The 23,101-nt window shown below is 72.1% G+C and carries 22 protein-coding genes; 13 read left to right on the top strand and 9 right to left on the bottom strand.

Translation table 11 applies throughout. The features are described from left to right. The first annotated feature begins 107 nt into the window (after nt 1-107). A complete protein-coding gene (locus FK530_RS01520) occupies nt 108-569 on the top strand; it encodes an SRPBCC family protein (RefSeq protein ID WP_146485215.1) in 462 nt (153 codons plus the stop codon). A gap of 60 nt (nt 570-629) precedes the next feature. Here the strand turns inward: FK530_RS01520 and FK530_RS01515 are convergent, their stop codons facing one another. Genes FK530_RS01515 through FK530_RS25725 form a run of 3 tightly spaced genes read right to left on the bottom strand, consistent with a single transcriptional unit; the run spans nt 630 to nt 4,170 of the window. Further along, nucleotides 630-1,811, bottom strand: coding sequence for a DUF7373 family lipoprotein (locus tag FK530_RS01515; RefSeq protein WP_146485214.1), 1,182 nt, complete (start codon nt 1,809-1,811; stop codon nt 630-632). Between the two features lie 8 nt (nt 1,812-1,819). Further along, nucleotides 1,820-3,007 carry a DUF7373 family lipoprotein gene (locus FK530_RS01510; RefSeq protein ID WP_146485213.1) on the bottom strand — a complete coding sequence of 396 codons (1,188 nt, stop codon included), beginning with the start codon at nt 3,005-3,007 and terminating at the stop codon, nt 1,820-1,822. Next, the gene (locus FK530_RS25725) at nt 3,004-4,170 is read right to left on the bottom strand and encodes a DUF7373 family lipoprotein (RefSeq protein ID WP_158645001.1); all 1,167 of its coding nucleotides are present in this window, start codon (nt 4,168-4,170) and stop codon (nt 3,004-3,006) included. Before FK530_RS25725 ends, FK530_RS01510 begins: the two co-directional genes overlap by 4 nt. A 77-nt stretch (nt 4,171-4,247) precedes the next feature. On the opposite strand from FK530_RS25725, the gene FK530_RS01505 reads away from it, so the two are divergent. Genes FK530_RS01505 through FK530_RS01480 form a run of 6 tightly spaced genes read left to right on the top strand, consistent with a single transcriptional unit; the run spans nt 4,248 to nt 11,115 of the window. Next, entirely contained in the window at nt 4,248-5,621 is a 1,374-nt protein-coding gene (locus FK530_RS01505; RefSeq protein ID WP_146485212.1) for a M20/M25/M40 family metallo-hydrolase, read from the top strand. After that, the gene (locus FK530_RS01500; RefSeq protein WP_146485211.1) at nt 5,618-6,832 is read left to right on the top strand and encodes a molybdopterin molybdotransferase MoeA; all 1,215 of its coding nucleotides are present in this window, start codon (nt 5,618-5,620) and stop codon (nt 6,830-6,832) included. The genes FK530_RS01505 and FK530_RS01500 overlap by 4 nt, the downstream gene beginning before the upstream one ends. A 10-nt stretch (nt 6,833-6,842) precedes the next feature. Continuing rightward, nucleotides 6,843-7,154, top strand: a complete 312-nt coding sequence (locus tag FK530_RS01495) for a GlsB/YeaQ/YmgE family stress response membrane protein (RefSeq protein WP_068533557.1) — start codon at nt 6,843-6,845, stop codon at nt 7,152-7,154. 56 nt (nt 7,155-7,210) lie between these two features. Continuing rightward, entirely contained in the window at nt 7,211-7,933 is a 723-nt protein-coding gene (locus FK530_RS01490; protein WP_146485210.1) for a phosphatidylserine decarboxylase, read from the top strand. Nucleotides 7,934-7,971: 38 nt separating this feature from the next. Beyond that, nucleotides 7,972-8,826, top strand: coding sequence for a CDP-alcohol phosphatidyltransferase family protein (locus tag FK530_RS01485; RefSeq protein WP_146485615.1), 855 nt, complete (start codon nt 7,972-7,974; stop codon nt 8,824-8,826). 54 nt (nt 8,827-8,880) lie between these two features. Next, nucleotides 8,881-11,115, top strand: a complete 2,235-nt coding sequence (locus tag FK530_RS01480; protein WP_146485209.1) for an AAA family ATPase — start codon at nt 8,881-8,883, stop codon at nt 11,113-11,115. Here FK530_RS01480 and FK530_RS01475 read toward each other — a convergent pair. After that, nucleotides 11,112-11,561 (bottom strand): hypothetical protein, encoded by a 450-nt coding sequence (locus tag FK530_RS01475; RefSeq protein ID WP_146485208.1) that lies wholly within the window; start codon nt 11,559-11,561, stop codon nt 11,112-11,114. The genes FK530_RS01480 and FK530_RS01475 overlap by 4 nt on opposite strands. A 70-nt stretch (nt 11,562-11,631) precedes the next feature. On the opposite strand from FK530_RS01475, the gene FK530_RS01470 reads away from it, so the two are divergent. Genes FK530_RS01470 through mnhG form a run of 6 tightly spaced genes read left to right on the top strand, consistent with a single transcriptional unit; the run spans nt 11,632 to nt 18,156 of the window. After that, complete coding sequence (locus FK530_RS01470) at nt 11,632-14,529, top strand: Na+/H+ antiporter subunit A (RefSeq protein WP_146485207.1); 2,898 nt, start codon at nt 11,632-11,634, stop codon at nt 14,527-14,529. Further along, nucleotides 14,526-15,116, top strand: a complete 591-nt coding sequence (locus tag FK530_RS01465) for a Na(+)/H(+) antiporter subunit C (RefSeq protein WP_146485206.1) — start codon at nt 14,526-14,528, stop codon at nt 15,114-15,116. The genes FK530_RS01470 and FK530_RS01465 overlap by 4 nt, the downstream gene beginning before the upstream one ends. Before the next feature lie 11 nt (nt 15,117-15,127). Further along, nucleotides 15,128-16,792, top strand: a complete 1,665-nt coding sequence (locus FK530_RS01460) for a Na+/H+ antiporter subunit D (protein ID WP_166443243.1) — start codon at nt 15,128-15,130, stop codon at nt 16,790-16,792. After that, nucleotides 16,785-17,507 carry a Na+/H+ antiporter subunit E gene (locus FK530_RS01455; RefSeq protein WP_146485204.1) on the top strand — a complete coding sequence of 241 codons (723 nt, stop codon included), beginning with the start codon at nt 16,785-16,787 and terminating at the stop codon, nt 17,505-17,507. The genes FK530_RS01460 and FK530_RS01455 overlap by 8 nt, the downstream gene beginning before the upstream one ends. Next, nucleotides 17,504-17,827 (top strand): monovalent cation/H+ antiporter complex subunit F, encoded by a 324-nt coding sequence (locus FK530_RS01450; protein WP_146485203.1) that lies wholly within the window; start codon nt 17,504-17,506, stop codon nt 17,825-17,827. Before FK530_RS01455 ends, FK530_RS01450 begins: the two co-directional genes overlap by 4 nt. Continuing rightward, nucleotides 17,824-18,156, top strand: a complete 333-nt coding sequence (gene mnhG, locus FK530_RS01445; RefSeq protein ID WP_146485202.1) for a monovalent cation/H(+) antiporter subunit G — start codon at nt 17,824-17,826, stop codon at nt 18,154-18,156. Before FK530_RS01450 ends, mnhG begins: the two co-directional genes overlap by 4 nt. On the opposite strand, the gene FK530_RS01440 is transcribed toward mnhG, so the two are convergent. The 5 genes from FK530_RS01440 to FK530_RS01420 are packed head-to-tail and all read right to left on the bottom strand — an operon-like array spanning nt 18,153 to nt 23,098. Further along, nucleotides 18,153-19,184 (bottom strand): pyridoxal-phosphate dependent enzyme, encoded by a 1,032-nt coding sequence (locus FK530_RS01440; RefSeq protein ID WP_146485201.1) that lies wholly within the window; start codon nt 19,182-19,184, stop codon nt 18,153-18,155. The genes mnhG and FK530_RS01440 overlap by 4 nt on opposite strands. Beyond that, nucleotides 19,181-20,095 (bottom strand): GHMP family kinase ATP-binding protein, encoded by a 915-nt coding sequence (locus tag FK530_RS01435; protein WP_146485200.1) that lies wholly within the window; start codon nt 20,093-20,095, stop codon nt 19,181-19,183. Before FK530_RS01435 ends, FK530_RS01440 begins: the two co-directional genes overlap by 4 nt. After that, the gene (locus FK530_RS01430; protein WP_146485199.1) at nt 20,092-21,297 is read right to left on the bottom strand and encodes an MFS transporter; all 1,206 of its coding nucleotides are present in this window, start codon (nt 21,295-21,297) and stop codon (nt 20,092-20,094) included. The genes FK530_RS01435 and FK530_RS01430 overlap by 4 nt, the downstream gene beginning before the upstream one ends. After that, the gene (locus FK530_RS01425) at nt 21,294-22,100 is read right to left on the bottom strand and encodes a Rossmann-like domain-containing protein (protein WP_146485198.1); all 807 of its coding nucleotides are present in this window, start codon (nt 22,098-22,100) and stop codon (nt 21,294-21,296) included. The genes FK530_RS01430 and FK530_RS01425 overlap by 4 nt, the downstream gene beginning before the upstream one ends. Then, nucleotides 22,097-23,098, bottom strand: coding sequence for an ABC transporter substrate-binding protein (locus FK530_RS01420; protein ID WP_146485197.1), 1,002 nt, complete (start codon nt 23,096-23,098; stop codon nt 22,097-22,099). The genes FK530_RS01425 and FK530_RS01420 overlap by 4 nt, the downstream gene beginning before the upstream one ends. Between the last annotated feature and the right edge of the window lie 3 nt (nt 23,099-23,101).

Here is a 23,101-nt window from a genome sequence, read left to right as displayed (position 1 = left end):
TCACGTAATCCGAGTGCTAAGTCGTTTCTAGCACTCGGCAGGGTCGAGTGCAAGGTCGTTCGCCGCTGGCTGCACGGACCTTTCCTACCCCTGGGTAGGATCCGGTCATGGCAACCCCCGTTCTGGAGTCGAGCGTCGTGATCGACGCGCCCGTGGAGAAGGTCTGGTCGGTCGTGTCCGACCTCGAGGCGATGGGCCGTCGCAGCCCGCAATGCAAGAAGGTGTTCGTGTTCGGCGGCCCGCTCAAGGTGGGCACCCGCATGCTGAACATCAACCGTCAGGGGTGGAAGGTCTGGCCGACCAACACCCAGGTCACCGAGTTCACGCCGAACGAGCGCGTCGCGTTCCGGGTGGCGGAGAACCACACGATCTGGAGCTTCACCCTGGTGCCCGACGGCGACAAGACCACCGTCGTCGAGCGCCGCGAGGCCGCGGGCGGGAAGACCACCGCCGTGAGCAGCATCCTCGTCGGAGCCCTTCTCGGCGGTAACGAGGACTTCGAGCGCGGCCTGCTGGTCGGCATGAAGCAGACCCTCTCGCACATCAAGACCGAGTCCGAGGCGAAGTAGCCTCCCCGAGACCGACGAAGGGGCGCACCCGGCGGGTGCGCCCCTTCTCGTTTCCGTGGATCAGGTGTTGTTCTTGAGGATCAGGTAGGCGGCACCGATCCCCTGGATCGCCTGCTGACGCTGGTCCACGACCACCTCCGCCACGTACCTGCCGACCGCGACCACGCACCAGGTGTTCTTCCGCGTCGAGCCCTCATAGGTCGCGTAGGTCAGGCACAGCGCGCCGGGCGCACCCTTCACCTTCTCCTCCTCGACCTTGGTGAACGCCTTGCGGTTCTCGTCCGCGAACTCGTCGATGACGTGCTGCGCGCCCTTCTCGTCCTTGGCCCGGTAGACGGTGCTGGCACCGCTGCCCACCACGTCGACGCCCGCGTCGGCGAAGGTCTTCGCGGAGCGGGCGACGTCGGTCTGCCGCAACACGGCGGACCGCGCGGGCACCGCGAACCCGCCCTCGCCCTGCGACGGGGCCAAGGTCAGCTTCGCGACGCCCTCCGGGTCGCGCTGCAGAGTGCTCACCTTGTCGAGCGGCGTCGGTTGGAAACCGTCGAGCGCCTTGGTCTGCCGGTCGAAGAAGGTGCGCAGCTGGTCCACGGACAGGTCGCCGAAGGCGCCGATCACGAACTGCTTGTACGCCAGGAAGGCGACGGTCGCCGTGCCCGCGTAGGGGTAGGTCTGGGTGTAGGCGATCGCCGCGTCGTAGCCGGGGACCCTCGTCGCCACCTTCGCCGGTTCGTCCTTGCCCGCCGAATCCTTCTCCGCCGCAAGGAGCCCCGCACCGACGACCGCGGACGCGTCGCCGGCGTTCGCCATCCGCAGCAGAGCGACGGTCTCGCCCCGCTGCTTCTTGTTCGCGTCGTACTTCGTCCCCTGCGCGGTGTCGCCCGCGCCGACCGAGACCCAGACCTCGGGCTTGACGCCCACGGCGTCGGCGGCGGCCTGCCCGAACAGGTTCTTCACGCCGCGCTGGATCGACTCCCGCGCGCCCGTGTTCACGTCGCCGCGGAAGTGCATCGTCTGGTCGATCTCGTAGAGGTACGGGACGACCTCCGACATCCGATAGCCCTCCAGCGCCTCCCCGTCGCTCTGGGACGTCGGCCCGATGGTGCGCGCCGTGGTCGCGAACGAGCCGGTCTCGGGTTTGGGCACGCCGGAGGGGTCCGCGACGGGGGTGCCCGCCACCGTCGACGAACACCCCGCCAGGAACAGGGACGCGGCCGCGAGCGCCGCCAGAGACTTCTTCATCGTTCTCCTCATTTCGCGTCCCGCAGGACCAGATACGCCGCGCCGATCCCCTGCACCGCCAGCCGACGCTGCGACGAGGATATCTCCGTCATGTACCGCCCCACGGCGATCGCGCACCAGGTGGCCCTGGAGTTCGAGCCCTCGTACGGCGCATAGGTCAGGCAGGTCGCGCCCGGCGCTCCCGTCACCTTCTCCGTCTCCACCTCCGTGAACGCCTTGCTGTTCTCGTCGAGGAATTCGGCCAGGACGTGCTGCGCCCCCTCCGCGTCGCGAGCCCGGTAGACGGTGCTCCCGCCGACCCCGAGCACGTCGACGCCCGCAGCGGCGAAGGTCTTCTCCGACCGTGTGACATCCGTCTGGCCGAGCAGGGCGGTCCGGGCGGGGAGGGCGTACCCGCCGTCGCCCTGGGCCGGTGCGAGCGTCAGTCGTGCGACGCCCTCGGCGTCGCGCTGAAGCGTGGTCACCTTCTCCACGGGCGTCGGACGGAACCCGTCGAGCGCCGTGGTCTGTCGATCGAAGTACGTCCGGATCTGGTCGACCGAGAAAGTGCCCTGGACGCCGATCACGTACTGCTTGTACGCCAGGAAAGCACTCCTGAAGTCGCCTGTGAACGGGTAACTCTCGGTGTAGGCGACGGCCGCGTCGTACCCCGGGATCCGGGCCTCGACCTTGTCCACGCCCTCGCCCGTCACTGCCCTCTCGACGGCACGCAGGCCCGGGCCCACGACGGCGCGGGCGTCGTCCGGGCTCGCCATCCGCATGACCGCCACCTGCGCACGGTTCTCGCGGGCCTTGGCGTCGTACTTGGCCCCCTGCACCAGCGACGTCGCCGCGACCGTGACCCAGACCTCGGGCTTCGTGCCGATGACGTCCGCGGCGGCCTTGCCGAAGGCCAGGCCGACGCCCTCCCGGATCGAGGCGCGCGCGGTCGATTTCACCTGCCCCCGGTAGTGCATCGCGGGATCGATCCCGTCGATGCGCGGGATCGTCTCCGCCATCCGGAAGCCCTCAAGAGCCTCCCCGTCGGCCTGGGCCGTCGGGCCGAGGGTGCGCACCGTGGTCCCGAACGAGCCGGTCTCGGGCTTCGGTACGGCGGCGGGATCGGCGACGGGGGTACCGACCACCGTCGTCGAGCATCCCGCCAGAAGAAGGGACGCCGCCGCGAGCGCCGCCAGAGGGTTCGGCCCCGCTTTCATTTCGCCTGCTGCAGGATCAGGTACGAGGCGCCGATCGCCTGCTTGGCCCGCGCGTCCTGGCCGTCGGTCACCTCGGCCAGGTACCGGCCGACGGGCACCACGCAGTAGGTCCTGGTGTCCTTCGAGCTCGTGTAGGTGGGGTACGTCAGGCAACGGCCGCCGGGTACCCCGCGGACCGACGTCTCGGTCGCGCCGGCGTGCATGCTCCGGGTCTGGTCGATGAAACGCCCCGCGAGCAGCGTCGCTCCGGCCGCGTCGCGGGCGCGGGTGACCGTGTTGCCGGCGTTGGCGATGTAGTCCACCCCGGCATCGGCGAAGTCCTTCACCGCGGCGGCGACGTCGGTTTGGGCGTTGATGATGGCCCGGGCCTTGAAGGTGGCCTGATAGACCGTGGGGCTCTCCTCGGCGAGCGTGTACTGCAGCAGGTCGTCGTGGTCGCGCGTGAGGGTGGAGAACTTGTCGGCGGGCGTCGGGACGAAACCCTTGAGGGCGGCGAGCTGCAGATCGAAGAACTTCGCGATCTGCTCGACGGGTCCCCGCGTGTACGCGGCGAGGACGAATCGTCCACTCGCCAGGACCCCGACGATGGACTTCGACCCCCCGTAGGTCTTCGAGTAGGCCTTCGCCGCGGCGTATCGCGGGACCTCGACGGTCTGCTTCGGCGTCGGCGCGGCGCTTCCGCTGCTCTTGTCCTCCGCGAGGACCGCGGGCGATGCGGCGGCGGCCCGCGCGGCGGCCTCGTCCTTGAACCGGAACAGGCCCAGGACCAGGTTGTTGCCCAGCCCCGCAGCGTCGGAGCCGGGCGCCCGGTCCGAGGTCGAGGTGTACACCCCCACCTCGTGGTCGGCGAGCGCGACGCCGACCCCTTCGCCGTACACCGACTTGACGACCGGCGACATCCGCCCGACGCCCGGCGTCCTGCCGTAGCGGACGGCACCGTCGATCTCCGTCGCGAGCGGGATGATCTCCATCATCCGGAAGCCCTCGGCGGCGATCTGCACCTTCTCCGTCATCGGTGCGATCTGGCGCGGGGCGGTCGCGTAGGACCCCGTGTCCGGCTTGGGCACGCCCGACGGGTCGGCGACCGGCGAGCCCGGCACCGTCGTCGAACAGCCCGCGAGCAGCAGCGCGGCCCCCGCCACGCTCAGCGACCTACGCAGCATGGATTGCCTCCTCCAGAGTTCACCTAAGTGAACCACGACCCGCTCGCAGCACACTTAAGCCGCGCTAGGGTGAGCCGATGACCGAGCGCAGCCTGCGGGAGACCGTCGAGAACCTCATGGACAGGGCCAGGTCGGACCTGGCGGAACTGGTGGCGCACCCGTCCGTGCACGACTCCCCCGAGTTCGGCGCCGAGCCCAACACGGCCTCGGCGGCGTGGGTGGCGAAGGCCTTCGCGGACGCGGGGATCGCGGGGATCGAGCAGGTCACCACGTCGGACGGGTCCATCGCGATCGTCGGGCACACGCCCGCCCCCGAAGGCGCCCCGACGGTGCTGCTCTACAGCCACCACGACGTGCAGCCGCCCGGCCCGCGCGAGGCCTGGGACTCCGATCCGTTCACGCTCACCACCCGCCCCGGCGCCGACGGCTCGGAGCGCTGGTACGGCCGCGGATCCGCCGACTGCAAGGGCAACCTCGTCGCGCATCTCACCGCGCTCCGGGCGGTCCGCGGCGCGGACGGCTCCTTCCCCGTGGGCGTGCGGATCATCATCGAGGGCTCCGAGGAGGGCGGCGGCGCGGGCCTCGACGACCTCGTCGCCGAGCGACCGGAACTGGCGCAGGCGGACCTCATCGTCATCGGCGACACCGGCAACGTCGCCGTCGGCCGCCCGACGCTGACCACCTCGCTGCGCGGCGTCGCGAGCGTGCGCGTCGAGCTCGGCACCGGCACCTCCGACCTCCACTCCGGTGCCTTCGGCGGCGCCGCCCCCGACGCCCTCGCCGCCCTGATCGCGCTGCTCGCGACCCTGCGCGACGGCTTCGGCAACACCACGATCGACGGACTCGACAACTCCGCGCGGTGGGCCGGCGAGCCCTACGATCCGGCCCAGTTCGCCGCCGACGCCGCGATCTACGACGACACCGCGATCCTCGGGTCCGGCACCATCGCCGACCAGCTGTGGGCACGGCCCGCGGTCACCGTCATCGGCCTCGACGCACCCGCGACCGCTACCGCCGCCGCCGCGATCCAGCCCCGCGCCGCCGCTCTGCTGAATCTGCGGGTTCCGCCCGGCACCGACCCGCACCGGGCGGGCGAGCTCCTCGTCGCGCACCTGCGGAGCCACGCCCCGTGGGGTGCGCACGTGGACGCCGTCGTCGAATCCGTGGGCGAGCCCTTCGCCGCCGAGACCACGGGCCCCGCCTACCGGGTGCTGCAGGAAGCGCTCGTCGAGGCCTACGACGGTGCGGAGGTCGCCTTCAGCGGCCAGGGCGGCTCGATCCCGCTCTGCACGCAGCTGCGCAGGGCCGCCCCGCAGGCCGAGATCGCGCTCCTCGGCGTCGAGGAGCCGCAGTGCCGGATCCACGCGCCCAACGAGTCCGTCGATCCCGCTGAGCTGCGGCGCACCGCGCTCGCCGAGGCGCTGCTGCTCAGCCGGCTGGGCACCGCGTGAGATCCGTCGACGAGCACCGCGCGGCCGTCGCCGCGCTGGTCCCGCGGCAGCGGGTCGTCGACCTGCCGCCCGAGGGCGCCGTCGGCCTCACCCTCGCGCGCGATGTGGTCGCGCCGCTGTCGCTCCCGCCGTTCACCAACTCCGCGATGGACGGCTACGCGGTGCACGCCGCCGACGCCGCGGCCGGCGCCGTGCTGCCCGTCGCCTTCGACGTGCCCGCCGGCCGGACCGACGTGCCCCCGCTCCCGCCCGGTTCCGCGTGCCGCATCATGACCGGCGCGCCCGTGCCCGACGGCGCCGACGCCGTCGTCCCCGTCGAGCGGACCGACGCCGGTATCGACCGGGTCCGGATCGACGAGGCGCCCGAGCCCGGCCGGTTCTTCCGCGCCGCGGGCAGCGACATCGAGACCGGAGAGGTCGCACTGCGCGGCGGGGAGACCGTGGGCCCGGCCGTCGTCGGGCTGGCGGCGGCCCTGGGCCTGACGGCGGTGCCCGTCTTCGCGCCGCCGCACGTCGCCGTGCTGTCGACCGGCTCCGAGCTGGTGGAACCCGGTACGCCGCTGCGACCGGGGCAGATCTACGAGTCGAACGCTCCGATGCTCGCGAGCGCGATCCGGGAGGCCGGGGCGACCGCGGAGGTGCTGCGCTTCGTCGCCGACCACCCCGACGCGCTGCTGGGCCGCCTCGCCGAGCGGGTGGCCGCCGGCGGCGTCGACCTCGTCGTGACCAGCGGCGGCGTCAGCGCCGGCGCCTACGAGGTGGTCAAGGAGGCCCTGGCCTCGCGCGGTGTCGACTTCGTCAAGGTCGCGATGCAGCCGGGCATGCCGCAGGGCTGCGGCACCGTCGGATTCGACGACGGCGCGCGGGTCCCGTTCGTGACCTTCCCCGGCAACCCGGTGAGCGCCCTGGTCTCCTTCGAGGTGTTCCTACGGCCGGCGCTGCGCGCCGCGATGGGGCTGCCGGACCGCCCGCGACGCACCGCACGGCTCGCCGAGCCCGTCGCCTCGATCCCGGGGAAGCGCCAGTACCTGCGCGGACTCGTCGCCGAGAAGGACGACGGTACCGATTCGGTCTCGGTTCTCGGCGGTCCGGGTTCGCACTACCTACGATGGCTGTCACAGGCGAATTGCCTGCTGGACGTGCCCGCCGAGGTCGAGCATCTGGCCGCGGGCGCCCCGGTGGACTTGATCGTCCTGGATGGCACTCACTAGGAGGCACCACATGATCACCCAGTACGCCGACGCACTCATCGCAGCTTCCTTCACCCCCGACAAGGTCGGGTGGATCGGATGGATCGTCATCGGCGGCCTCGCCGGCTGGATCGCCAGCAAGTTCATGGGCACCGACAAGCAGATGGGCTTCATCCTCAACGTCGTGGTCGGCATCATCGGCGGCGTCGCCGGTGGTTTCATCCTCACCAAGCTGGGGATCGACGTGAAGGGCGGCGGCTACTGGTTCACCTTCTTCACAGCGGTCGCGGGCGCGTGCATCCTGCTGTTCATCGTGAAGCTGGTCACCGGACGCAAGGGATAGCACCGTCGGGTGACAGAATGTCCCCCGACATGAGCACTGCATCGAAGGGACGTTAGGTGGCGCGCCGACCTCGCACGCCGGTCGACGGGCATCTGACCGAGCACTCCACCGGTATCGAGCACATCGCCGAGCTGATCCGGCACACCGTTCCGCCGCTGCACCCCGCGGGGACCCCGTTCATCGCGGGTTCCCTCGGGGTCGCGGCGGTGGGCTATCGCAGGAGCTGGATCCGGGTGCCCGCCCTGCTCACCGCGGCGGCGTGCGCCGGCTTCTTCCGGCACCCCGCCCGCGTGGTGCCCACCACCGAGGGCGCCGCGGTGGCCCCCGCCGACGGCGAGGTGACCCTCGTCGACGAGCACGTGCCGCCGCGCGAGCTCGGCCTGGGCGATCAGCCGCTGCCCCGGGTGTCGATCTTCCTCTCGGTCTTCGACGCGCACGTGCAGCGCGCGCCACTCGCCGGGGTCGTCGATTCCGTGGTGCACACCGACGGCAAGTTCCTTCCGGCCGACCTCCCCGACGCCAGCGACCGGAACGAGCGCACCTCGGTGCGCCTCGCGACCGAGCACGGGCCGGTGGGCGTCGTGCAGATCGCCGGCCTCGTGGCGCGGCGCATCCGCACCGACTGCGCGCCCGGCGACAGCCTGGAGCTCGGCGAGACGTACGGCATCATCCGCTTCGGCTCCCGGGTCGACACCTACTTCCCCGCCGGCACCGAGCTGACCGTCTACAGCGGACAGCGCGCGGTCGCCGCCGAGACCGTGATCGCGCGCCTGCCGTGACCGAGTCCCCCGGCGTCCAGCACCGCCCCGTCGGCGTCATGATCCTGCCGTCGATGCTGACGGTGGCCGCGCTCTGCGCGGGTCTGACGGGCGTGCGGTTCGCCGCGGACGGCAAGGTCGACCTGGCGATCATGCTGGTCGTCATCGCCGCGATCCTCGACGGCCTCGACGGCCGCGTGGCGCGCCTGCTGGGCGCCTCCACCCGGATCGGCGCCGAACTCGACTCGCTCGCCGACGCCATCAACTTCGGCGTCACCCCCGCACTGATCCTCTACTTCGTGTGCTTCCCCGGCTCGCCCGCCGGATGGATCGTGGCGCTGCTGTACGTCGTGGCGATGGTGCTGCGGCTGGCCCGGTTCAACACGCTCGCCGCCGACCCGACGGCCCCCGCGTACACCAAGGACTTCTTCGTCGGCGTCCCCGCGCCCGCCGGGGCGCTACTGGTGATGGCACCGCTGGCCGCCCAGCAGGAGTGGGGCGACGGCTGGTGGGTGAGCACGCCGATGGTCGCGGTGTGGACGCTGTTCGTCGCCGCGCTCACCGTCTCCCGCATCCCGACCTCCAGCTTCAAGACCATGACGGTGCAGCCCGCGAAGGCGGCCGGCGTACTCGTGGCGGTGGCCGGCCTTGCGGCGCTGATCCTCACCTACCCGTACATCGCGCTGCTCCTGGTGATCGCGATCTACCTGCTGCACATCCCCTTCGCCTGGCGGTCCAAGCGGTGGGTGACCGCGCGGCCGGAGGCCTGGGACCGCAAGCCCGCGGAGCGCCGTGCGATGCGGCGCGAGCAGCGCCGGCCGGTGCGGCCGCACCGTCGCGCCGCGACCGCCGGCCGCGGCGGTCGTCGCACCGCCGCCCGGCTCGGCCTGCGCCGGCCGACCCGCGAGGACTGACCGGCTCCCGCCGCACCCCGCCGCCGGGCGGTGCAGCGAACTAGTGTGGATCGGGTGTCGAACCTCTCGCTCACCGTCCGCCTGCAGACCTCTGCCCTCGAGGCGCGGCGAGGCATCGTCCGCATCCACCCCGAGGCCCTCGCGGCGCTCGGCCTGCGCGAGTGGGACGGCGTCGAACTGCTCGGCGCGCGCCGCACGGCCGCGGTCGTCGCCGCCGCGCCCGCCGGTTCCGCCCCGGGGATCGCGCTCCTCGACGAGCTGACGATCGCCAACTGCGGCCTCCGCGAGGACGCGACCGTCGTGATCGCGCCCGCCACCGTCTACGGCGCCAAGCGTGTCCTGTTGCGCGGCAGCGCGCTGACCCGCAATGCGCTCGACGGCGCCGCCCTGCGGCAGGCGTTGCTCGGCAAGGTGATGATGCCCGGCGACAGCGTCTCGCTGCTGCCGCGCGATCTCGGTCCCGGCACGTCGACCGCGGAGGCGGTGCAGCAGCTGTCGCGGCTCGTCGGGATCACCTGGACGAACGAGCTGCTCACGGTGGTCGCGGTCGAACCCTCGCAGGGGCCGGTCTCGGTGCAGCCGAACTCCGCGGTGCTCTGGGCCGACGATCAGGGCGCAGCCGTGCCCGCCGCCGCTCCGGTGGGCTCGTCGTCCGGCGCCGCGTCCGGCGCCGCGGTCGTGACCTTCACGGAGGAGGTGCCCGACGTGGAGACCCCGGCCGTGCGGCCCGTCGGGGACCTGGTCGGCGCCGACGGTGCGGTCCGGCGGCTCACCGAGTGGCTCTCGTTGGCCCTCGACGAGCCGGAGCTCCTCGAGAAGCTGGGCGCGCCCGCCCGCCTCGGCGTGCTCATCACCGGCCCGACCGGCGGCGGCAAGGCCACCGTCGCGCGGTCCGTCGTGGCTCCGCGGCCCCTCGTCGAGCTCGACGGTGCCCTGACCGGCGCGCTCGAGCCGCAGGCGCGGCTGGAGCGGGTGCGCGATGCGGTGGCCCGCGTGCGGGAACACGTCGATGGTTCCGGTGCGGCGCTGCTGGTGCGCGATGTGGAGGCGCTGCTGCCCGCCACCCGCGAGCCGGTGTCGACGATGATCCTCGACGAGCTGCGGCGGGCCGTCGCCACGCCGCGGGTCGCACTGCTCGCGACCACCTCGGCGCCCGGCGAGCTCGACTCGCGGTTGCGCGAGCCCGACCTGGCCGAGCGCACGGTCACCGTCGACCTGCCGGATGCCAAGGAGCGCGAGCAGCTCCTGGAGCTGCTCCTGCGGGAGGCTCCGACCTCGGAGCTGGACCTGCACGAGGTCGCCCTGCGGGCGCCCGGTTTCGTGGCCGCCGACCTCGCGGCGCTGTGCCGCGAGGGTGCGCTACGGGCCGCGGCGCGGGTCGTCGGGACCGACGAGCGGATCGCCATCACCCAGCCCGACCTGCTCGGCGCGCTCGGCGTGATCCGGCCGGTGTCGCGGTCGGCCACGGAGGAGGTCTCCGTCGGGTCAGTCACCCTCGACGACGTGGGTGACATGGTCGAGACCAAGCAGGCCCTCACCGAGACGGTGCTGTGGCCGCTGCGCCACCCCGACACCTTCGCGCGACTGGGCGTCGAGCCGCCGCGCGGCGTGCTGCTCTACGGCCCGCCCGGCTGCGGCAAGACCTTCGTCGTGCGGGCGCTCGCCGCGTCGGGCCAACTGTCGGTGCACGCGGTCAAGGGCGCCGAGCTGATGAACAAGTGGGTCGGCGAGTCGGAGAAGGCCGTCCGCGACCTGTTCGCCCGGGCCCGCGGCAGCGCACCGTCGCTGATCTTCCTCGACGAGGTGGACGCGCTGGCCCCGCGGCGCGGGCAGTCGAGCGACTCAGGGGTGGGCGACAAGGTCGTCGCCGCGCTGCTCACCGAGCTCGACGGTGCCGAGCCCCTGCGCGACGTGGTGGTGCTGGGCGCGACGAACCGCCCCGACCTCGTGGACCCCGCGCTGCTGCGGCCCGGCCGGTTGGAGCGGCTGATCTTCGTGCCGCCGCCGGACGCCGAGGCGCGCGCGGAGATCCTGCGGACCAGCTCGCGGTCGATCCCGCTGGCCGACGACGTAGACCTCCCGGCGCTGGCCGAGCAGTTGGACGGCTATTCCGCCGCGGACTGCAGCGCGCTGCTGCGCGAGGCCGCGCTCACCGCGATGCGGCGCGACCTGGACGCGGCGACCGTCACCGCGGCGGACGTCGAGGCGGCGCGGAAGGCGGTACGGCCGTCGCTGGATCCCGCGCAGGTCGCGGATCTGCAGGCCTACGCGGACCGTCGGGCGACCTAGATCTTGCTGACGGAGTAGAAGACGGCGTTGGGGACGGCGCCGGCCTGGACGGAACTCACCGTGACGACGTAGCCCTTGCCGGAGAACTGTGCGGACTGCGAGGCGTTGTCGGGGGCGCCGGCCCCCGCACCCAGCGCGGTGAACCCGGCGTCGGCCAGCTTCTTCTTCGCGGTGTCGTATCCGCCGTCGCCCGCCTGCACGGTCACGTTGAAGACGGTGACGCCGCCCTGCGAGCGCTCCCCCGCGTCGATGAGGTTGCCGTCGACGATCGGCACCTCGTTCTTCGGGAAGGTGGCGGGGAGGGTGACCGACGCGGCCGGAGTGTCCGCGCCGCCGTCGTCGCAGCCCGCGGCGCCGAGGGCGAGCGCCCCCGCCGCAAGAAGGGCGAACGCGCCCCGGGCGAAGCGCCCCCGCGAAGTGGTCGGACGATCCGTCGACTGGTCCATGCAGCTCCCGACATGCCTACCGGTAGAATTCGACAAGAACGACACCCCGCTCATGAAGGACGGAGTGCCCTTGCTTGTCATCCTTGTCTGTTTGTCACTGGCGACCTTAGCCGCACCCATCGTGGTCGGACGCTTCGGCGCGCGCGGATTCCTGGCGCTCGCGCTGGCCCCGGCCGCTGCGCTGGTCTGGATCATCACCGTCTGGCCGGTCTCCGGCGAGCCCGACCGCACGGAATCGCTGCAATGGATCCCGGCGCTGAACATGAACGTCGACCTGCGGCTCACACCGCTCGCCGCGATCATGTCCGTCCTGGTGCTCGGTGTCGGCGCCGTCATCCTGGTCTACTGCGCCGGCTACTTCACCGGCGTCACCAACACCCGCAAGCTCCCGACCTTCGCGGCCGAGCTGGTCGCCTTCATGGCCGTCATGTTCGGCCTCGTGGTCAGCGACAACATGCTGGTGATGTACGTCTTCTGGGAGCTCACCTCGGTGCTGAGCTTCCTGCTCGTCGGCTATTACGCCGAGCGCGCCACGAGCCGTCGCGCCGCGACGCAGGCGCTGCTGGTCACCACGCTCGGCGGCCTCGCGATGCTGGTCGGCATCATCGAGCTGGGCGAGCACTACGGCACCTACCTGTTCTCCGAGGTCATCGCCCGCGCGGTCGGCGATCCGTCGACGATCTCCATCGGCGTCGAGGTGGGCGTCGTGCTCATCCTCATCGGCGCGATCAGCAAGTCGGCGATCGTGCCCTTCCACTTCTGGCTGCCGGGCGCCATGGCCGCGCCGACGCCCGTCTCCGGCTACCTGCACGCGGCGGCGATGGTCAAGGCCGGTGTCTTCCTGGTCGCGCTGCTCGCGCCGGCCTTCGCGCACCTCACGTCGTGGCGGGTGATCGTGCTGGGCCTCGGCATCCTCACGATGATCCTGGCCGGCTGGCGCGCCCTGCGGGAGTTCGACCTCAAGCTGATCCTGGCCTTCGGCACCGTCAGCCAGCTCGGCATGATGATGGTGCTCGTCGGCACGGGCGAGCGCAACGTCGCGCTCGCGGGGATGACGATGCTCACCGCGCACGCCCTGTTCAAGGCGACGCTGTTCATGGTGGTCGGCATCATCGACCACGCCACCGGTACACGTGACATCCGGCGACTGGCCCGCCTCGGCGACCGGCAGCCCGTGCTCGCGGTGATCGCGGCGCTGGCCGCGGCGTCGATGGCCGGCATCCCGCCGCTGTACGGCTTCGTCGGCAAGGAGGCGGCACTCGAGACGATGCTGCACGCCTCGCTGCCGTCGCCGCTCCCGGTGGTGCTGCTCGTGGGGCTGTGCGTCGGTTCGGCGTTGACGATGGCCTACAGCATCCGCTTCCTCTGGGGCGCCTTCGGCCGCAAAGGGCAGATCAAAGCCACCAGCGCGGTCGAGAACATGCACGGGATCAGCCCCCTCTTCCTGGCCGGTCCCGCGCTGCTCGCCGGGCTCAGCCTGATCGACGGGATCTTCTCGCCGTGGCTCGACCACGTGCTCGCCGAGTACCCGGACCAGTCCTTCCCGCCGGCGGAGGACCCGTACCACCTCGCACTGTGGCACGGCTTCACGCTGCCCCTGCTGCTGACCGCGCTGATCATCGCGACGGGCATCGTCATCGCGCAGCCGCACAGCCCGTTCTCGCGGCTGCGCCGGCGCAACAGCGTGCTGCTCGGCAACGCGGACCGGCTCTACGACGCCACGCTGCGCGGCGCCGACGTGCTGTCGCTGCGCATGACGCAGAGCACCCAGCGCGGTTCGCTGCCGCTCACCCAGGGCACGATCCTGCTCACGCTGGTGCTGCTGCCGGTGCTGGTCCTCGCCTTCGGCACGCGCGCACGGCCCGACCTGCGGGTCGAGGCCTCGCCGCTGTTCCTCGCGATCTCGGTGCTGATGTGCGCCGCGGCGCTCACCGCTGTCGTCTTGCGCAACCGCCTGGCGACGGTGCTCGTCGTCGGCGTCACCGGGTACGGCACGGGCGTGATCTTCGCGATCTACGGCGCCCCCGACCTGGCGCTCACCCAGTTCCTCGTGGAGACCCTGACGCTGGTGGTCTTCGTGCTGGTGCTGCGCAAGCTGCCCGCCGAGGCGCCCATCACCGGCAGTCGCCCGACGCGCGTGGCCCGTGCCCTGCTCGGCATCGCGGTCGCGGCGATGGTGGTCGTGGTGGCGATCGCCGTGCGCGCCGCCAGGGTGGCCGCGCCCGTCGCGGAACGTCTGCCGGAGCAGGCCTACAAGTTCGGCTACGGCCACAACACGGTGAACGTGATCCTGGTCGACGTCCGTGCCTGGGACACCTTCGGTGAGATCTCGGTGCTGCTGGTCGCGGCGACGGGCGTCGCCTCGCTCGTCTTCCGCAACCGTCGCTTCGGCTCGGCGCCGCGGGTGAGCGCCGCTGCAGCGGCCGCGGCCGACGCGGCACCGGGCACCACGTGGCTGCGGGGCAGCGCGCTCCGCGATCCCCGGCACCGCTCGCTGGTCCTCGAGATCACGTCGCGCCTGGCCTTCCCCACGATCATGGTGGTTTCGATCTACTTCTTCTTCGCCGGCCACAACGCGCCGGGCGGCGGCTTCGCCGGCGGCCTGACCGCGGGCCTCGCACTCGTGCTGCGCTACCTCGCGGGCGGCCGGTACGAGATCGGCGAGGCCCTCCCGCTCGACGCGGGCCGGATCCTCGGCACCGGCCTGCTGCTCGCGGCGGGCGGCACCATCGTCTCGCTGCTCGCGGGCGCACCGGCGATGTCGTCGGTCGCCTTCGAATTCACCCTGCCGGTCTTCGGTGACGTCAAGGTGGTGACTGCGCTGATCTTCGACGCCGGCGTGTACCTCATCGTCGTGGGCCTGGTCCTCGACGTCCTGCGCAGCCTGGGCGCGCGACTCGATCTGGAGGGATCCCCCGCCGACATGACCTCGCCCCTGCCGGTTCAGTCGGGGGGTGGCGCGCGATGATCGTCGACATCGGTCTCTTCGCCGCGATCGCCGTCATGGTCGCCACCGGCGTGTACCTGCTGCTCGATCGCAGCCTCACCCGCATGCTGATGGGCATCATCCTGTTCGGCAACGCGGTGAATCTGCTGCTGCTCGCGCTGTCGTCCCCACCCGGGAACCCGCCCATCGTCGGGTACTTCTCGGAGGGCCGGCTCACCGACGCGGATCCCCTCGCGCAGGCGATGATCCTCACCGCCATCGTCATCACGATGGGCATGGCGGCGTTCATCCTCGCGCTCGCCTACCGCTCCTTCACCATCAACACCGACGACGAGGTCGACGACGATCCCGAGGACACGAAGGTCCTCGAGCGCGACGTGGACATCGCGGCCGACGATCCCGACTACGACGCCTCGGACGATCCGATCACGGGCGCACCGTCGGCCCTGGGCGACGCCTACGGCCCCGACGGCGAGTTGCTGTCCGCCGAGGAGCTCAAGCAGGCCCGCGTCGACGTCGTGGACACGGGGGCGCTGCCGCTGCCGAGTGTGCCCCGGGAGAAGCAGCTCCCGCCGAGCGAATCCGACGAGCGAGGGGGCGAGCGATGACCGAATCGACGATGCTCGCCCTGATCCCGCTGCCGACGGTGCTGCCGATCGTGGCGGCGGCCATCACGATGGTGATGGGCCGGCACCCGCGATTGCAGCGCCTGATCTCGTTGTTCTCGCTCACCGCCATCGTCGCGGTCGCGGCGCTGATGCTCTACTACACCGACCGGCACGGCACCGTCGCGCTGCACGTCGGCGGGTGGGGCGATCGCGACGGCAAGGGCAGTCCGCTCGGCGTCACCCTGGTCGCCGACCAGTTGGCGGCGCTGATGGTGCTGGTCTCCGCGATCGTGCTGCTCGGCGTCCTCGTGTACTCGGTGGGCCAGGGCATCCGGGACGGCGACGAGCACCAGCCCGTCTCGATCTTCTACCCCACCTACCTGATCCTCGCGGCGGGCGTGTGCAACGCCTTCCTCGCGGGCGATCTGTTCAACCTGTTCGTCTCCTTCGAGATGCTGCTCGCCGCGAGCTTCGTCCTGCTGACCGTGGGCGGCAGTGCCGACCGCATCCGGGCGGGCGTGTCGTACGTGATGGTCTCGATGGTCTCCTCGGTGATCTTCCTGCTGGGCATCGCCTACGCCTACTTCGCGACCGGCACGCTGAACCTCGCGGACATGGCGATCAGGCTGCAGGACCTGCCGTCCGGCACGCGCACCACGTTGTTCGCGGTGCTGCTGGTGGCCTTCGGGATCAAGGCGGCGGTCTTCCCGCTGTCGACCTGGCTGCCGGACTCCTACCCGACGGCGCCCGCGCCGGTCACCGCGGTCTTCGCGGGCCTGCTCACCAAGGTCGGCGTGTACGCGATCATCCGCGCGCACACGCTGCTCTTCCCGGGCGGTGCCCTCGACGACGTGCTCATGATCGCCGGCCTGCTCACGATGATCGTCGGCATCCTGGGCGCGATCGCGCAGACCGACATCAAGCGGCTGCTCTCGTTCACGCTGGTCAGCCACATCGGCTACATGATCTTCGGCATCGCGCTCTCGACGCCGCTGGGCCTGAGCTCGACGATCTACTACGTGGTGCACCACATCCTCGTGCAGACGACACTGTTCCTCGTGGTGGGCCTCATCGAGCGGCAGGCGGGCGCGGCCTCGCTGCGCCGCCTCGGCGGCCTCGCCGCGGCCAGCCCGGTGCTCGCCATCCTGTTCTTCCTCCCCGCGCTGAACCTAGGTGGCATCCCGCCCTTCTCGGGCTTCGTCGGCAAGGTCGGCCTCATCGAGGCGGGCGTACGGCAGGGTTCGGTCCTGGCGTGGGTGCTGGTCGCCGGCAGCGTGATCACCAGCCTGCTCACCCTGTACGCGGTGATCCGCGTGTGGACGAAGGCCTTCTGGCGCCCCCGTTCGGACGCCCCGGAGGGCGAGCTGGCCGTCGCGCATCCGGAGGCCCTGCTCGACGACGCCGACGTCATCGAGTTCGCCGATCGGGAGGATCCGGGGCGGATGCCGGTGAGCATGGTGGCGCCCACCGCCGGTCTGTTGGGCGTGGGCCTGGTCCTCGCGATCTTCGCGGGGCCGATGTTCACCGTCACCGACCGCGCCGCCGAACAGCTCCTCGGCCGGGCCGACTACATCGAGGCCGTGCTCGGCCCGGAGGCCGTCTCCCGACTGCAACCGCCCGACGGCGGCCCCGCCACCGTCGGCCCCCAGAACCGTCAGGGAGGCGCTCATGGCTAGGCGACTCGTGACGCGGATCCTGCCCGACCTGCGCGACGGTCGCGCCGTGGCGGTCAAGGTCGGCCAACTGATCTGGCTCGACGCGGTGTGGGTCATGCTGTGGGGCAGCGTGACCTGGGGCAACATCGCGGGCGGCCTGCTCGTGGGCCTCGCGATCCTGCTGCTGCTCCCGCTCCCGCCGGTGCCCGTGGAGGGCCGCGTGCACCTGGGCTCGCTGCTCAAGCTGATCGGCGTCTTCATCGTGGAGATGTTCCGCTCGTCGATCGAGGTTGCCTGGCTGGCGATCCGGCCCGGTTCGATGCCGCTGAGCGCGGTCCTGCGGGCGAAGGTCTCGATCAAATCCGACCTGGTGCTCACGCTGCTGGTCGACATGATGAACCTGATCCCGGGCACCATGGTGCTGGACATCGACACCAAGAGGCGGCTGCTCTACGTGCACGTGGTCGACGTGAGCAGCGAGAAGGCGGTGCGGCAGTTCTACCGCAGCACCGCGCGCCTCGAGCGCCTGTTCATCGACGCCTTCGAGCGCGACAACGAGTGGCACGCCAGCCCGATGCACGGCATCGACGACGACGACTTCCATCACGTCACCCCCGGCGCCCGCGGCCTGGCCGGCGACGCGCGCAGGATGGCCGCACCCGAGATCGCGTACCGCAAGGCGCATCCGACCGCCGGGCCGGGACAGCAGGTGCCCGAGGGAGAGGGGAAGGCATGACCGTCGTCTTCGTGATCACCGGCGTCGTCCTCATGACCGCCGCCTTCCTCACCGCCTACCGGCTGCTGCGCGGACCGAACACACTGGACCGGGTCGTCGCGGTGGACGCACTCGTCGCGATCGCCGTGGGCGGGCTCGCGGTGTGGGCGGCGTACAGCCGCAACTCGTCGGTCATCCCCGGGATCGTGGCGCTGTCGCTCATCGGCTTCGTCGGCTCGATCTCGGTGGTGCGGTTCCGGGTGCCCGACGATGCCGGGACGGCCCCGTCGCCGCCCGACGAGACGCCGGACATCGCGCCGCGGAGTGGAGGCCTGCGATGATCGTCGACGTCGTCTCCTCGATCCTGTTCCTCACGGGCGCCGTCTTCGCGGTGACCGCGGCGATCGGCATCATCCGCTTCCCGGACACGCTGACCCGGATGCACGCGGCCACCAAGCCGCAGACCCTGGGCCTGCTCCTGCTGCTGGCCGGCGCGATCGTGCGGATGACGGACTCCGTCGACGTCTGGATGCTGGTGCTGGTGGGCCTGTTCACGATGATCACGGCACCGGCCGTCGCGCACCGGGTGGGGCGCGTGGCCTATCAGGAGCAGCGGCTGCGCGACAGCACGATCGACCCCGATCAGATGGAGACCGGCACCCGGGACTAGCGGTCGCCGGTCCGGGCCGCGGCGTCGGGCGCCGGCGCGCCCGACCAGCGCATCCGCGACCACGGCAGCGCGATCCCGGACGGGTCGTCGACGAGCCGCGGCCGCTCCGGTTCCGTCGCGCCGGCGGGGTCGGCCAATGCGCGGAGGTACCGGTGCCCCGTGTCCGGCAGCACCTGCACGGTGGCGTCCACCGCTGTGCCGCAGTCCTGTTCGTAGACCGCGGCGACGTGCCCGGCCCCGGAGGAGAGGCCCGCGAACAGCGCGTACTCCCGGAGCAGCCGGTGCGTGCCCGCGCGGGCGACCTCGAAGGACACCCAGTGGATAACGTCGTAGAGCCCGTGCCGCACGTTGTCGAACGGGATCGACGAGCCGATCCCGGCGATCAGCATGGCGGGGTCCTCGACGTGCCCGGAGCCGAACGTGACGCTGCCGAAGGGCTGCACCCCGACCAGTTCCACGGCCATGCCCGCCTCCTCGAAGCCGAGCCTCAGGGCCCCGCTGGAGACGCCCGACCCTACGGGCGCCACGAGCCGCACCGATGCGATGCCCTCCGCCGCGAGCTCGGCCGCGGCGCCGCGCGCGATGTCGCGGTAGCCGAGGTAGTGCACCGGATCGTGGTACTGCCGCATCCAGTGCAGCGACGGATCCCGGGCGAGCAGTTCGGTGATGCGGCGGACGCGACGGTCCTGGTCGAGCTTGAGCGACGCCGAGGGCGGCATCTGCTCGAGGTCGACCCCCAACGCGAGGAGTTGGAGCCGTAGCCCCTCGTCGATCGTGGTCGATCCGATGATGCGGCACCGCACACCCGCCTCGTGGCAGGCCAGCGCCAGCGCGTAGGCGTAGATGCCCGACGAGGAGTCGATGACGGTGCCGCCCGGCCGGACCCGTCCCGCGTCGAGGGCGGCTCGGAGCGCGGCCCGGGCCGAGGCGACCTTCATGGACTCGAACCGGAGCAGGTACCGGTCGTCGGCACCGCGCAGGAGCGCGGGCCGGCTCAATGCTTCGGCGATGTGCCCGTCGATCCTCATGCGGCACCGCCGATCGCGATCGGCGTCTCGTCGATGCGGAAACCGGCTGCGCGCACCGCGGTGCACGCGCGTCGCACACGTTCGCGGGGGTGCTCGCGCGCGAAGAGCAGGCCGGCGACGTTCCCGGAGTGGGCCACCTGCACGCCGAGCGCGCCGCCGCGTTCGGCCGCCGCGATGAGGCGGCCCAGTCCGGGTTTGTAGTGGCGGCTCTGGTTGAGCACCGCGCTGCGCGTGGCGACCGCGGCGACCCCGGCCGCGTCCCCGGCGGCGACCGCACACCGCAGCAGTGCGCGCAGATCCTCGTACTCCTCCACGTCCCCGGCACCCGTGGGACGCAGCGCCAGGGTGTCGACGGGACCGCCGAGCACGCACCGCACCAGCAGCATCGGGGGCAGCACCGCGCCGAGCTCCTCGATGACGTGGCCGTGCCTGTGCGCGAACAGGATCGGCCGGTCGGCCCACAGCGGGTCCGAGGCGCCCTCGGCGGCGACGGCGAGTCGCGCGACGGTCTCGGCGTCGAGTTCCGCGCCGGCGCAGTCGGCGACCGCGCGGACCGCGGCGAGCACGTCGGCGGTCGACGAGCCCAGCCCCAGGCCCACGGCCGTCGTGCGCGTCACGCGGAGTTCGCCTCCGGTGCAGCCGAGCACGCCACGGACGCGCAAATGCGCGAGCGTGACCTCGGCGGCGCGGCGCGCCTTGGCGACGTCGCGCGCGGTGCCGACCGCCCGCACGACACCGGAGGTGTCGGGGACGAAGACCGCCACGGACCCGACGGTGCCGATCGGCACCGTCACCAGCCCCGGACACTCGTCGAACACCGGGCAGCGGAAGCGGCCCTGCAGCAGCTCCCCGTGGTGGCCGGTGCTCCGGCCCACACCGCGGCCGCGGGAGGCGTTGCGCGGAGCGCTCATCCGATCCGCTCCTCCGTGCGGGCCCCGTGCAGGGCGCGCCGGGCGAAGACGGCCGCGAGTGCGGTGGCACCACCGAGGACGAGACCGACGCCGGTCCACCCGCCGAGCGCGAGAGCGCCGCCGGCGAGGGAGGCACCCGCGAAGACGCCCACGCTCTGCGCCGCCCCGTTGAGGGAGAGCACGGTGCCGCGCACCGGTCCCGCTCCCCGCACCAGGGTCGTCGTCACCGCGGCGGCGATGACCGCGTGCGAGGCCGAGACGAGAGCCACCATCGGCCACGCGACCGCGACGTGCGGAGCGGTGTAGAGCGCGAGCATCGCGGCGGAGGCGAGGAGGATCGCGGCCAGGACCGTGCCGAGGAGCCGGTCCGCTCCGCGGTCCTGCATCATCCTGCCGCCCAGGAAGTTCCCGAGGAAGAAGGCGAGCCCGGAGGTCGCCCACACCAGCGAGAACCACCCCGTCCCGATGCCGAAACGCTGGCCGAAGGCCGCGGCGATGTAGGCGAGCGAGCCCATGAACGCCAGGGTGCGCAGCAGCGACACGGCCAGTGTGTCCAGGGCGCCCGGGATCGCCCGCACGGTGTGGAACGCCTGGAGGTAGCGCACGGACGTCTCCCCGCCGCGCGGGTCGCGACGCCGGGCGATCAGGAGCGCGACCACGAGCAGCACCACCGCGGTGGCCGCCATGTCCGCGCGCCAGCCCCACACCACGGCGGGCAGCGCGAGGACCGGCGCGGCGAGGACCGCGGTCAGTGTCATCGTGGACGAGACGAGCGTCGCCGCGCGTGCGGACGCCGCCGGGGAGTCGAACCGGTCGGCGGCCATCGCGGACACCGCGGGGTTGAGCACCGCGGTGCCCGCACCGATCAGGAGGCAGAAGACGATCCAGGCGACCGTGCTGCCCTGCAGCGCGAGTCCGCAGCCCAGCGCGAGGACCAGCAGCGCCAGCGCCGCCACCGACGAGCGGGAGAGCCGGTCGAGGAGGGGCGCGGCGGCGACGCCGACCAGCAGGGCCGCCACCCCGCCCAGGCCGCGCAGACCGCCGATCAAGTCGACGCCCGCGTGCGCGTCGGCGGCGATCGCGACGAGGAAGTTCGCCATCACCGTGAACGGCACGAGGCCCAGCGCGGCGGCGGCGAGCATGGGCCAGATCGCGCGGACCAGCACCCGGTCCGGCAGGGGGCGGTCCTCGGCCGCACTCATGCGGGGCCCCGGTACAGGTACATCGGTGAGGCGTCGGCCGAGAACTGCGAGAACGGGAAATGCTCCGCCGAGAGGGCGGTCAGTCCCGCGCCGAGGAAGGCACGCGCGACCGCGGAGCCGCTCTGCGCGTACACCGCCAACGGCACGTCGCGCTCCCGGCACGATGCGAGGATCTCGTCGAAACTGCCGTTGCCCAGGGTCATCCCGGTCGCGAGCACCGCGTCCGCCGCGGCGAGCACCGCGCGGTGATCGTCCGCCACCGGGTCGCCCCAGTGGGTGCGCTGCAGGTTCCGGTCCGCGAGCAGCGGCTCGCCACCGCGCTCGCGAATGGCGGCCACCAGGGGGTTCACCACGCCGATCAGAGCGACCCGCGCGCCCGGCGCGACGGTGAGCAGTTCGGCGACCGCCGCGTCGCGGGCGATCGCGCGGACATCCGGAGTGCCGGTGGGCAGCGTCCGGAGCTCGGCGCGCGGGTCGTCGCGATGCGGCGCCGCGGCACCGAGCGCGGCGTCGGCGGCCGCGATCCGCAGCGGCTGCGCGGGGTGCTCGAGCAACGCGGCGAGGGGCTCGCCCGAGAGGTCGGCGACCTCGGGTGCGAGTTCCCCCTCCTCGAAGGCGCACGCGCCGAAGGAGTCACCGACCCGGACGAGTACGTATCGGTTGCGGTAGCGCTGGTCGCTGCCCGCGAGGCGCGTGCCGTGCGCGACGAAGAAGACGCTGCGGGCCACCTCGTCCTCCGCGACCTCGCGGGCGAGGTCCAGGACGTCGGCGACGGATCCGGGGGCGGAGCCGGGCGCGCTCATCGGGCCGCCCCGCTCTGCTCCAGGTAGTCCGCGAGCGACGCCGCGGCGTCGAGGTTGCGCGGCCCGGCCACCAGCTCGGCGTAGTCCACCACACGGATACGGCTCTCGCGCACCGCCGGAGAGTCCTTGATCGGTGACGACTGTCGCAGATAGTCGATCTTCTGCTGCGCGGGCTGCTTGTCGTAGTCCACGATCACGATCACGTCCGGCTGGGACTGCACCACGGACTCCCAGCCGACCGAGGCCCACCGGCCGTCCACGTCGTGGGTCACCGAGCGACCGCCCGCCAGCGAGACCACCTGGTCGGCGGCGGCCCGGCGGCCCGCGGTGTACGGCTCCGCCGTCCCCGAGTCGTAGACGAACACCGACGGCTTGACGGTTTTGCGGTCGGCCCGCTCCCGCAGCGCCCGCTCGCGGGCCCGCAGATCGTCGACCAGCTTCGCCGCTCGGTCCTGGACGCGGAAGATCGCACCGAGGTTGGTGATGTCGGTGTAGGTGTCCTCCATCGGGTTCGTCGCCCGCGCGGCCGGCTTGTCGCCGTAGTTGTAACAGGTCTCCTCCTGCATGTAGCTGTCGATCCGCAACTTCCCCAACGACTCCGGTGTCACCCCGCGGGCGGGACTGAAGCCGGCCTGCCACCCCGCGAAGACCCAGTCCGCCTTGGCGGCGACGAGCGGTTCCTGCGTGAGCACACCGTCACTGAGGATCGGGACCTTGGCGTACTCGGCGCGGTAGGGGGACTTCGCGATCACCCCGTGCACCGTCTTCGGCAGCACGATGCCCTTGATGCGGTCGGTGAGCCCGAGCGCGAACATCTTCTCGATCGCCGAGACGTCGTAGGGCACCGCGGCGGTGGGTGACCGGTACTGCTGGTGCACACCGCAGTTGGTGACGTCGACGAGGTCTGCCGTGGGTTCGGCGGGGCGCGCGCCGCAGGCGGTGCCGGCGAGCAGGGTGCCCGCCGCGACGGCCGCGGCGAGCAGGGAGCGGGGATGCATCGG

It is taken from the genome of Tsukamurella conjunctivitidis, from assembly GCF_007858475.1.
GTDB classification, from domain to species: Bacteria; Actinomycetota; Actinomycetes; order Mycobacteriales; family Mycobacteriaceae; genus Tsukamurella; species Tsukamurella conjunctivitidis.
Note: the sequence above shows the minus strand (reverse complement) of the source record. Positions and strands in the feature narration are given on the sequence as shown.